11 protein-coding genes, 2 tRNA genes and 1 pseudogene are annotated in these 11,519 nt (G+C 36.9%); 7 read left to right on the top strand and 7 right to left on the bottom strand.

The features are described 5' to 3' along the window. Positions 1-66: 66 nt before the first annotated feature. From ACEW8U_RS02690 to ACEW8U_RS02680, 3 genes are all read right to left on the bottom strand, one after another. Positions 67-139: transfer RNA gene (locus ACEW8U_RS02690), tRNA-Gly, on the bottom strand. A gap of 50 nt (positions 140-189) precedes the next feature. Next, a tRNA-Tyr gene (locus tag ACEW8U_RS02685) sits at positions 190-272 on the bottom strand. Positions 273-424: 152 nt separating this feature from the next. After that, complete coding sequence (locus ACEW8U_RS02680) at positions 425-3,025, bottom strand: M1 family aminopeptidase (protein WP_373520489.1); 2,601 nt, start codon at positions 3,023-3,025, stop codon at positions 425-427. 49 nt (positions 3,026-3,074) lie between these two features. On the opposite strand from ACEW8U_RS02680, the gene ACEW8U_RS02675 reads away from it, so the two are divergent. From ACEW8U_RS02675 to frr, 3 genes are all read left to right on the top strand, one after another. Then, positions 3,075-3,569, top strand: a complete 495-nt coding sequence (locus ACEW8U_RS02675) for an acetyl-CoA carboxylase biotin carboxyl carrier protein subunit (protein ID WP_373520488.1) — start codon at positions 3,075-3,077, stop codon at positions 3,567-3,569. 98 nt (positions 3,570-3,667) lie between these two features. Next, positions 3,668-4,378 (top strand): UMP kinase, encoded by a 711-nt coding sequence (gene pyrH / locus ACEW8U_RS02670; RefSeq protein WP_373520487.1) that lies wholly within the window; start codon positions 3,668-3,670, stop codon positions 4,376-4,378. Between the two features lie 11 nt (positions 4,379-4,389). Beyond that, entirely contained in the window at positions 4,390-4,950 is a 561-nt protein-coding gene (gene frr, locus ACEW8U_RS02665) for a ribosome recycling factor (RefSeq protein ID WP_373520486.1), read from the top strand. 67 nt (positions 4,951-5,017) lie between these two features. On the opposite strand, the gene ACEW8U_RS02660 is transcribed toward frr, so the two are convergent. Both ACEW8U_RS02660 and ACEW8U_RS02655 read right to left on the bottom strand, forming a co-directional pair. Next, positions 5,018-5,839, bottom strand: a complete 822-nt coding sequence (locus tag ACEW8U_RS02660; RefSeq protein WP_373520485.1) for a purine-nucleoside phosphorylase — start codon at positions 5,837-5,839, stop codon at positions 5,018-5,020. 34 nt (positions 5,840-5,873) lie between these two features. Further along, positions 5,874-6,710, bottom strand: coding sequence for a purine-nucleoside phosphorylase (locus tag ACEW8U_RS02655; protein WP_373520484.1), 837 nt, complete (start codon positions 6,708-6,710; stop codon positions 5,874-5,876). A 287-nt stretch (positions 6,711-6,997) separates the two neighbouring features. Here ACEW8U_RS02655 and ACEW8U_RS02650 point away from each other — a divergent pair, with 287 nt between their 5' ends. Both ACEW8U_RS02650 and ACEW8U_RS02645 read left to right on the top strand, forming a co-directional pair. Continuing rightward, the gene (locus tag ACEW8U_RS02650) at positions 6,998-7,513 is read left to right on the top strand and encodes a hypothetical protein (RefSeq protein WP_373520483.1); all 516 of its coding nucleotides are present in this window, start codon (positions 6,998-7,000) and stop codon (positions 7,511-7,513) included. Positions 7,514-7,815: 302 nt separating this feature from the next. Next, positions 7,816-8,955 carry an FAD-dependent monooxygenase gene (locus ACEW8U_RS02645; protein WP_373520482.1) on the top strand — a complete coding sequence of 380 codons (1,140 nt, stop codon included), beginning with the start codon at positions 7,816-7,818 and terminating at the stop codon, positions 8,953-8,955. A 131-nt stretch (positions 8,956-9,086) separates the two neighbouring features. Here the strand turns inward: ACEW8U_RS02645 and ACEW8U_RS02640 are convergent, their stop codons facing one another. Then, a complete protein-coding gene (locus ACEW8U_RS02640; RefSeq protein ID WP_373520481.1) occupies positions 9,087-9,689 on the bottom strand; it encodes a TetR/AcrR family transcriptional regulator in 603 nt (200 codons plus the stop codon). Between the two features lie 116 nt (positions 9,690-9,805). Here ACEW8U_RS02640 and ACEW8U_RS02635 point away from each other — a divergent pair, with 116 nt between their 5' ends. Further along, on the top strand, positions 9,806-10,399 hold the full coding sequence (locus ACEW8U_RS02635; protein WP_373520480.1) for a Crp/Fnr family transcriptional regulator: 594 nt from the start codon (positions 9,806-9,808) through the stop codon (positions 10,397-10,399). Between the two features lie 378 nt (positions 10,400-10,777). Further along, complete coding sequence (locus tag ACEW8U_RS02630) at positions 10,778-11,302, top strand: NADPH-dependent FMN reductase (protein ID WP_373520479.1); 525 nt, start codon at positions 10,778-10,780, stop codon at positions 11,300-11,302. On the opposite strand, the pseudogene ACEW8U_RS02625 reads toward ACEW8U_RS02630, so the two are convergent. After that, positions 11,303-11,519 (bottom strand): annotated as a pseudogene (locus ACEW8U_RS02625) (cell division protein FtsZ); the annotation flags it as partial.

Raw genomic sequence — 11,519 nt, 5'->3', positions numbered from 1 at the left:
CCAAGGAAGTACTCTACCACTGAGCTACGTCGGCTGGTAACATTCGCTCTGCTTATAAAAGCATAGAGCGGGAGACGAGGCTCGAACCCGCGACCTGCAGCTTGGAAGGCTGCCGCTCTACCAACTGAGCTACTCCCGCTTTTTGAAACGTTGTGCAAAACTACGAAAATATTTCGCATTTCACATTCGTGGGGGAAACAGGATTCGAACCTGTGAAGACATAAGTCAACGGATTTACAGTCCGTCCCAGTTGGCCGCTTTGGTATTCCCCCAACTGTTATCCGCTAATAATCAACTAATTTTGGTCTATTATCTTTCTTAACGGATGGCAAAATTATACCCTTTTCCTAAACATTCAAAATAATGTTAAAAAATTTCAAAGTTATTTTCGAAGACCCAATTTAACCATATAAAAATCAAGTATTTAATTTTCTTCGAGGTAGGTGGAGAGGAAAAATTCCTTATATCTCTTAGCTAATTCATCACTTTCTTCTTCATAGATTTTTTTGGCCATTTCCAAAACTCCAGGTTCATCAATGAAACCAACAAGCCCCATAAATGCTGTAATCCTTATATAATTGGCCTGGTGATTTGAAGCTATTTGAGAAAGGTTCTTGATTGCAGTTCCAGTATCTTCATTCGCGTTTTTTGCAAAGTAATCACCATAATAGCCTAGAAAATAGTATAAAGATTGACCACTCAAAATGGCCAACTTTTCATTGAACCAATTACCCTTTCCGGGAACAGTTTCTGTTATATAATAATCAGCAAGGGCTACCAATAACCTGATGTTTTTTTCATCCTCAAATCTTAGAGCTATCTCCGCCCGATTAAGATTTTTTCCATTTTCAAGGTATGCCCCCAAAGCTGCGCCTGCAACATAATAGGATGGGTGGTTCATCCATCTCAAAAAAGCTGGTGAATACTTGTCCGGACCTATGGCTGACAATATTTCAATTGCCCCCAATCTAACCGTATGTTTCGGGTCATTTTCTGCCATTTCAAACAGTCTGTCTTCCAAACCTGAAATAACTTCCATCCATTCGGGATTCTCAGCTAGTTTCATCAGGGCCAATTCCCTTATTGCCCAAAAGTCATCCTGTAAAGCGACTCCTAACAAATTGATGACCTCTTCATCATTTTTATATGCTGTCCCCAAACTATCAATAGCCTCATATCTAGCAACTCCCAAAATTGAATTTCTATATTGGTCTAAAAAAAACTGTAGCCCTCTATTAGATTTCTTTTCAGCCAAAATTTCAGATGCCTCATCAAAATACAGGGATTTTACCGGGGTCCCATTCTCAATTGCAAATTGTTGCCACTCCTTTTCTAATACCAGTTCCTTTTCAAAACGCTGACCTTCGTCATACCAACTTACTTTAAAAGGGATTTTGTATAAAGGAGTGTTTTCAAAATCCTGCCGTTGTGCTACTGTCAGGAGAAGGTTATCCGGTTGGCTGTAATCCACTTCATATTCCAATATAGGATGTCCAGAATCCAAAAACCATTGATTAAAAAACCAGTTCAGGTCCTGACCGGTAACATGCTCAAAAGCCAATCTTAAATCATGGACTTCTACTGAGGAATAAGCATGTTTTTGTAAGTAATAATTTAAGGAAGCAAAAAAAGCTTCATCACCAAGATGCCTTCTTAACATATGGAGAATCCTTCCACCTTTGGCGTAGGAATGGCTATCAAACATATCTTCATTGTTATTATAATAGAATCTGATAAGGTCCTCCTGCTTTGTTTTAGCTTCATCGAAATACTGCTCCATCTCTGACAAATGATGCATATCCGCACCATCCTTTCCTTCCTTGAACTCGTACCACAGATATTCGGAATAATTGGCAAAAGCTTCATTTAAAGTAAGGTTGGACCAGGATTCCGTTGTTACCAAATTCCCAAACCATTGATGAAACAATTCATGGGCAATAATCCCGTCCCATTCTGAATCTATGGCACCTCGCTCATCGAGGTTCAATTCTTCCATAAATACCGTGATAGTTGTGTTTTCCATGGCTCCCGATACAAAGTCACGAACAACAACCTGATCATATTTCTGCCACGGATATTTCACCCCCAATAAGTCGGAGAAAAACCCTATCATTTCTGGGGTGTTTTGAAAAACCCTTTTGGCACCTGCCTCAAACTCTTTCTCCACATAATAATTGACCTGCATTCCCTCCCAACTATCCTCTATCTCCACATAATCACCCACAATTACTGCTGCGAGGTAGGGTGCATGGGGCATATCCATAATCCAATGGTCTGTTCTGGTACCTTCTGGATTTAATTTTTTGGACTGCAACTTACCATTGCTTATCGTCCGGTATTTATCCTCCACTGTCAGTCTGATTTCTTGGGTCATTCTCTCATTTGGGGAATCGATGGTTGGAAACCATTTTGAATTGTGTTCGGTCTCACCTTGAGTCCAAATCAGCGTAGGTTTACTTGGCTCATCTCCTTTCGGATTTATGAAATAAAGCCCTTTAGTATCTGTAATGGCCGAACTGCCCGCTACTTCCCCTTCGTTTGGCTTTGCGGTATATTTGATTTTTACTTTTAGGGTATCATTTGAGGTAAATAACTTAGGCAGAAAACCGGTGAGTACTTTCGAATTATACTTGAAATTTAATTCACTCTCACCCCCATTTCCAAGTAGGGTAAAACCATGGATTTCAAAATCCTTTGCATCAAGGATAAGTTCTTTTTGAGGAAAAAAGTATGGCTTTAAAGTCAGTATTGCCTCACCTTTAACCCATTGATTTTCATAATCAAATGAAAGATCAAGTTCAGTGTGCAATAAATCAAAATCTTTTGTTCTTGAAGCTCTATATTCTGACAGCTGAAGTTCAAGTGAATGGATTAACTCCGCATTAGAAGTTGAATCAGTTTCAACATCTTGATTGAGTTCGGAATCATTAGTGATATCCGTCTCGGTCAACTTTTTGGAACTTTGGCAAGACCAAATCACTATTAATAGTAAAAAAAAGACTGACTTGGGTTTATAAAATCTCATGAAAATGCATTTTAAAGATTAATTGTATATTTATCGCAAATTAAAAGAAATGTATTCAGTTAGTATCAACAATTCAGTTTTTGAAGTAGAAAAATCCAAAGACAAACTCTCTGTCAATGGAAGTATTCTGGAATGGGATTTAAAGAAAACGGGAGATCGCCATTACCATTTAATCTATCAAAATCAGTCCTACAATCTGGAATTGGTAAGTTTGGACAGTGAAAAAAAAACCGTAAAACTGAAACTCAACAATAAACCCTGTGAAATAAGGATCAAGGATAAGTTTGATTTATTGTTGGAAAAGTTGGGTATGAATAATTTACAAAACAACTCCGCAAAAGAAATCAAAGCCCCAATGCCTGGATTGATTTTTGACATCAAAGTAAAGGAAGGAGATGAAGTTAGAAAAGGGGATCCTGTTTTGATTTTAGAGGCTATGAAAATGGAAAATATACTCAAATCACCTGGTGATGGTACTGTCAAAAAAATCAAAATCAAAAAAGGTGAAAGCGTTGAAAAAAATCAGGTCCTTATCCAATTTTAAACTTTATTCTGTTTAAATTTCTTTTGGAAGGCTTTATATTTGACGGATTTAAAAATTAACCTACTGAAATAAATAACCTCTTTTATACCAATTCAAAAATGAAATATAGCAGGATACTACTGAAATTGAGCGGAGAAGCTTTGATGGGTGAAAAAAAATACGGAATTGATTCAAAAAGACTGGAACAGTACGCCCAAGAAATCAGAAAAATCAAAGATTTGGGAGTAGAAGTAGCTATAGTCATAGGTGGGGGCAATATTTTCAGGGGAGTTCAAGCCGAGAACACAGGTATTGATAGGGTTCAGGGGGATTATATGGGCATGCTTGCCACTTTAATCAATGCCATGGCGCTCCAAAGTGCCTTGGAACAAAACGGCATGTTTACCCGTCTCATGTCCGGAATAAAAGTAGAAAGCGTCTGCGAACCATTTATCAGAAGAAGGGCAATTAGACACTTGGAAAAAGGCAGAATTGTTATTTTTGGCGCAGGTATAGGAAATCCTTATTTCACCACTGATTCGACAGCAAGTTTAAGAGCAATTGAAATCGAAGCAGATGTGGTTTTGAAAGGTACAAGAGTAGATGGCGTTTACACCGCCGATCCTGAAAAGGATAAAACTGCTACCAAATACAGTACACTATCCTTTCAGGAGGCTTATGAAAAAAACCTCAACATCATGGATATGACTGCTTTTACACTTTGTCAGGAAAACAACTTACCGATTGTGGTATTTGATATGAACAAGCCCGGCAACCTAAAGAAAATAGTCGAGGGACAAGATATCGGAACATTAATCACTTCAAATTAATCCGAAAAATCATGGAAGAAATTCAACTGCAACTGGAAGAAACCAAAGAACTGATGCAAAAAGCGGTGGACCATACTGCTGCTGAACTATTGAAAATACGAGCCGGAAAGGCCATGCCTAACATCCTCGATGGATTAATGGTGGCATATTACGGCACACCAACCCCTATCCAACAGGTAGCTTCTATAACCACTCCCGATGCCAGGACGCTTTCTGTCAAACCTTGGGAAAGAAACCTGATCGGCGAAATTGAAAGGTCTATCATCAATTCTGACCTAGGATTAGCACCACAGAACAATGGAGAAATCATCATTCTTACCATACCTCCAATGACTGAGGAAAGAAGAAAAATGTTGGTTAAGAATGCTAAGAATGAATGTGAATCAGGGAAAATTTCTATCCGAACCGTAAGGAAAGAAACCAATGATGCCTTAAAAAAACTTCAAAAGGATGGTGCTTCTGAGGATGAAGTGAAAAGAGCTGAAGATTCGGTGCAAAAGCTTACAGATCAATACTCTACAAAAATTGATGAACTTTTGACCAAAAAAGAACACGAGATAATGACAGTTTGATTATCAAAAAATCGTAAAGTTTATAAACCTGTTCCTTTTGGGACAGGTTTACTTTTCTAAAAGCCCTTCAATTCACAATCTCTTTAACTAACGCTACCAGCTTCTTCCCAGATCGTTGCGCGACATCAACCACATCTGCATGGGCAAATTCCTTCGCAACTTTGGGGATACTTTCATTGGTGATGACAGAAAATCCTAATACTTTCATACCCAAATGGATTGCAGCAATCACTTCGGGAACTGTACTCATGCCGACAGCATCGCCGCCAATTAACTTCAGAAACCTGATCTCAGCCTTTGTTTCTAAAACCGGTCCAGTGACACCCATGTAAGTTCCTCTTTTCAGTATTATATCCAGTTCTTCGGCTTTTGAAAAAGTTTGTTCTATCCACTCCTTATCGAATGGTTCGCTCATATCAGGAAACCTTGGACCGAACTCTTCCTCGTTGAAACCCCGCAGTGGATTATCTGGAAAACGGCTGATGAAATCTTCAATCAGCATCAGGTCACCGACTTCAAAATCAGTATTCAAACCTCCTGCTGCATTGGTGATGATCAACTTTTCAACCCCTAGAAGTTTCATAACCCGAATAGGAAAAACCACATTTGCCATGTCATAGCCTTCGTAATAATGAAAGCGACCTGCCATGGCAATGATTGGACTACCTTTCAAAAAACCATATATCAATTCACCCTTATGGCCCTCCACAGTTGAAACCGGAAAATGAGGGATTTCTGAATAAGGGATGATACTTTTTTCCTCAATATCATCTACCAAACCACCCAAACCGGAGCCAAGGATAATTCCAACTTTGGGTGTACCTCCAATTTTTTTTTTGATAAATTCAGCAGATTCCAAGCAGTGTCGAAGGTTATGGATTTTTTCCATTCAATTAAAAGGCTTTAAAAAGATTTCGATATGATTATAATTTCCTGATCAATTCTCTGATGATCAGACTCATTCCAGGCTCAGCGATAGCCGCAGCAGCAAGTACTTCTGAAATGGTGATTTTTTTGACTTTACCAGGTGTACAAAGGTCAGTGATAGCAGAAATGGCAAAAACTGTCAAATCCATATGTCGCGCTACAATCACTTCTGGAATGGTACTCATCCCTATGGCATCTGCACCGATTGTTCTCAGGTATTTATACTCAGCCTTGGTTTCCAAATTAGGTCCCTGCATGGCAGCATAGACTCCTTGATGAACCTTAAGGTTGTTTTGTTGGGCAATCTCTAATCCTTTATACAGTAATTTTAAGTCATAGGGTTCCGACATATCAGGAAACCTTACCCCAAACTCATCCAAGTTTTTCCCTCTTAAGGGATTCTCTGGAAATAAATCAATATGGTCATTGATGATCATCAAATCCCCGATACCGTAATCGGGATTCAAACCTCCTGCAGCATTGGAAACAAAAAGGTGATGGATCCCCAACTTTTTCAACACACGAACAGGAAAAGTCACCTCCTTCATGGAATATCCCTCATAGTAGTGAAATCTTCCTTGCATGGCAATCACTGATTTACCTGAAAGCCTTCCGATAATCAGTTTTCCATGGTGGCTTTCTACTGTTGAAATAGGAAAATACGGGATCTCATCGTAAGATATTTCCTTAATGATATCAATGTTTTGGATCAACTGTCCAAGACCAGTCCCCAATACAATCCCAATCTCCAAAGGCTCCGAATATATGTTTTGGATATGTTCAAATGCAAATTGAATCTGTTTAATGTAATCTACGCTTGGTTCCTGTCTCATAAATTTAATTTTTCTAAAGTTAATGATTTAGGTAAAATGAGGTTTAAGAAACTGTGAATTCATTTTGATCAAAAATAATAAAATACCAACTCTTGTTGTGAAAGAAATATGCTTTGCGATATACATGTATAAATTGCTTTCGGCGAATATACAATCTAACTTATCGCCAATGTCAAATTTCACCAAGATTTTTAATATGATATTTTTTCTTGATATAGATCAATCTCCCTTCAAAAAACACCCTCCATCTTTGTCTCAGAAATTTATAAACAAAACAACAATTAATTATGAGACCAGTAATATTGCTTTTTATGGGACTAGCTTGGTTAAGCTTATTCTCATGTCAGGAAAAAGAGAAACTCGTAGGAATGGAAATTCTCGGGGAGTGGAAAATTGATGGCAGAAGTACGGAAGTATTGCTCAATGGGGAGATTAAAACCTTAGCCGAATTGGGTATAGAAGTTTTTGGCCTAGAGGAGGAATCAGCCAAAACTTATGTGGAAGAATATCTGCAAAACCAGATTTTGGGCCCCTTGAGTCTAACGGATGCTGAAGTATCTTTTACTCAGACTTTGATGACTGTGAAGCAGGGAGGTGACCAAAAACAAAGTGATTGGCAATTACTAAATGACAAAACACTATTGAAGCTGAATTCTTTAGAAGAAAACCAAGTGGCTTATTTATTTAATTTCCGAATCAACGCAAGTCAGCAAATAAACCTGTCATGGGATTGGCAAGTACAGCATTTAAACGATCCTACTAAAGTTCATGATTTAGAACTTAAATTGAGGTTAATCAAATAATCTAAATGGGTAGATTTAAATAAGGGTGCCCCCGCTAATTTTTATGATTATTCACGGCCTGTCAAATTTTCTAATTTGGCAGGCCTATTCAATTAATTTCGCCATGTAGATTCTCAAAAAAAGTATTTTATTTATTTAAGTAAATTATGCCAGCCATTGTACACAGTTAATCCTTTTCGCTCAAATAGGTTGAAACATTTGGTTAACCATTTTAGTCAATTCCTCTTTTGGGAAGGGTGACTATCCCTCATTTGAAAATAATCAAACCTGACACTTACTCTTAAAAAGAATATACCTCAAATATGAATATAACAAGAATTGGTGGAGGAATTGCAGGTTTATCGACTGCTCTAGCCTTAAACAAACTTGGTTTTCAATGTGAATTGTATGAACGAGCTAAACAGCTAAATGAAGTTGGAGCGGGTATTTGGATGCAACCTAACGCTCTAAAAGTTTTAGATTGGTTAGGGTTGGGTATAATCGTTAGACAGAATGGTATGTTGTTAGACCAGGTTGGTATCACAAACTCGCAATTAGTCCCCTTTAAAAAAACCACACAGGAGGTAATGCAGGACGAAAAAGGTAATAAAATTGTCGCTATACACCGAGCAATTCTACAAAAGATACTATTTGAAGCTTTATCTAAGGATACTGTTAAACTAGGTTACGAATTCAATTCATTGGATTATAATGAAAATCAAGTGAAGATTTCTGTTGGCGATAAGGAAATAGTAACTGATTTGCTCATAGGTGCCGATGGAATAAACTCAAAAGTTAGAGGCTGTATCTTTTCAAATACTCCAAAAAGATTTTCTGGTCAAACTTGTTGGAGAGGCATTTCTGACATTATTCTTCCAAAAGAATTTCAAAACGCAGGCATTGAAAGTTGGGGAAAAAAGATACGATTTGGATTTTCTCAAATAACAGAAAATCGGGTTTATTGGTTTGCTGTAATCAATGCCAAACAAAATGAAACTGACAATACCGAAACAATTAAATCTGAATTACAACAGTTTTTTAAAAGCTTCCATCCTTTAGTTCTAAAAATCATTGACCAAACCAAAGCGGAGAAAATCATCAGAAGTGACATTTCAGACCTCAAAAGGTTAGATAAATGGCATAAACACAAAGTGGTTTTGGTAGGTGATGCAGCACACGCCACTACCCCAAATATGGGACAAGGAGCAGGACAGGGAATAGAAGATGCATATTATTTGGCTAACATTTTGGCCAAAAAAAATCACATTGATCAGACCTTAGATTTATTCGAATCAACCAGACGAGAAAAAGTTGACTATGTGGTAAATAATTCTTGGAGGTTTGGACAAATGGCTCATAGTAGTTTTGGTCAGTTGATAATGAAAACCATTATGAAATTAACGCCTGACAAAGTAATGAAACAGCAAATGAACAAACTCTATTCAATTCAGGAATCTTTTTAAAGGAAAAAAAATACTAGCCATAGCTTATAGAGCTTATGGCGGGAAATATGAAATTTTCAAGCTTTGTGCAATTAATTAAAATTAAGTTCATCCATTTTTCGAATAACTTCGGGAGTTTGGTATATGAAATTTTATTGTGAATTAAGCCAGTTTTCGTACTCAGCCAACCCTTTTTCACTCAAATAAGGCTGTAAAAATTGGTTAACTATTTTGGTGAATTCCGTTTTTTGGTAGGCGTGACTATCTGTCATTTGAAAATAAGCAAAATGGATACTTACGCTTATAAACATCATATAATCTAAATCATCATTGCTTATTTTTTGATTTAAATAATTTTCATCTCTCAAATACATGAGTAACTCCTTCCATTTCATTTTCCCAGCTTCATTCAAGGTATTTACCTTTTCAAACAGATTTGAAAAATTGCGTTTTAGCTCATTGTAGTCGATGGTTAAAAAAAGGTACTTCAGGTTGATGTCAAAGCTAAACTCAGGAAGCTCGAGAAAATAGCGCATCAAATTTGATAAATCATTTGAGGTCTGAAGAGCAGCAAGCTCCATATTCATTTCTTCAAATAGACTTGTTATAACATCTTCTTTTGTAGGAAAATGATAGGTGATATTACCATAACTCTTATTCATAGATTTCGCGACATCACGAAGGGTTACGTTCATAACTCCTTTTTCATTGAATAATAATCTGCTAACCTCGAGAATATGTTTTTTTGTTTCCATGTTGGAAAATTAGTCCATTTGGCCTATTTTTACAAAATAATTTTAGACCAAGTATGAAAAGTATATATAAATCAGCAAAATCAAAATCTAAACTCATGGAGCTTTATGATTAAAACTTGGATAGAACAATAGCCGTCATGACTGAAATCGAATATTACATTCACAGCACCTTTGGATTAGATAAAGCTTTTGCTGAAAAGGTGTCAGGATTATTTCAGAAGGTTGATCTTCCTAAAAGGTCTTTTTTCTCCAAGGGAGGAGGTTATTGTGAAAAAATGGGTTTTGTTCATCAGGGAATTTTACGGGAATTTGCCGAATTTGGAGATAAGGAAGTTACCCGATGGGTTGCTACGAAAGGTCATTTGATAATGGATAAACAGAGTTTTTTTATGCAAATGAAGGGAAAATGGAATATACAGGCATATACTGATTGTGAGATTTTTGTAATTAAAAGAAGTGATTACGACAGCATCGGAGAAATTGTCCCAAAATGGCATCAATTTGAAAAAGCATTTGTAACCAAGCAATTGGGTGAGATGGAAGACAGGATAAGTGAACAAATTGCGCTAAGTGCCGAGGAACGATATTTCAAACTGTTTATGAAAGACAGAAATTTATTCAATGAAGTGCCTTCCAAATTCCTTGCCTCGGTATTGGGTATGACTCCTGAAACATTCAGCAGGATCAGAAATAAACAATTGAGGCAATGATGTTTGAAGAGCTTAGTTTTAGAATTTCAGCTTTGGTGATCAAATTATCCAACTATTGTAGAGTGGCTTTATTTTGCACTTTTATCAATCTTTCGATAATTCCAAGCTTGAGTGATTCTGCATTCATGATACTTTTTTAAAACTTCTATTTTAAAGATAAATATTTCTGAATTTAAAAATTCCAAACTACATGATATTGATTAAATAGATTTAGTTTATTTTGATAAAGCTCTTCTCTAATTTGAGTTTCTCCCTTTATTAATTCTCCTTTGACCAAACTTAACGATTTCAAACAACAATTTGATTTTAAACAAAAAGGAAACTAATTGACTTTCCCAATTGTAATAGAAATCGAAAAAGGAAAATAAGACCCATTTCATGATCAAAATAATAGTCGGCACCAACCGCAAAAATTCCCTGTCATATAAGATTGCCTCCATGTATCAGGAAAACCTCTCCACTTTTGGCGCTGATTCTGAAATACTCAAATTGGAGGACCTGCCTCATGATTTTGCTTTTTCTGCACTTTATGAAAACAACGGGAAAAACGAAGCATACAATGATTTCCATCAAAAAGTAAAAGAGGGAAATAAGTTTGTTTTTATTGTCCCGGAATACAACGGTTCCTTTCCCGGAATACTTAAGTCCTTTATCGATGGAATGACTTATCCCAATTCTTTCAGGAACAAAAAATGCGCTTTGGTAGGCATTTCATCAGGAATTGGCGGGGGTGGCATCGCTTTGAGCCACCTCACCGACATCTTCCATTACCTTGGGATGCATGTACTTGCCCTCAAACCTAAACTGGCTAAGATTGAGGAAAATATGTCAGATAACCTGCTCACCAACAGGCTGTACAAGGAATTGCTTCACACCCAGGCAGAAATGCTGATCAACTTTTAATCAATCTACATTATCGTGTAAAAACCTATTATTTTTCAGAAATTCATTCTCGTCGGTCAGATTGAACCTCGAAAGATTTCTTTCTGAACTGTGCTGTACCTCTGCAAGTTTAACCTGCTTTCTTACAAAGGCCGGAGTTTCCAACTTATCCTTGAATTCTTCAGGGTGTTGGTTGAATGTCTTGATTCCTTTTAATCTTTCAAAACGTTCATGTGCC

Origin of the sequence: Aquiflexum sp., from assembly GCF_041751335.1 — a bacterium.
GTDB lineage: Bacteria > Bacteroidota > Bacteroidia > Cytophagales > Cyclobacteriaceae > Aquiflexum.
The sequence above is the reverse complement of the archived record's forward strand: the minus strand, read 5'-3'. Positions and strand labels throughout refer to the sequence as shown.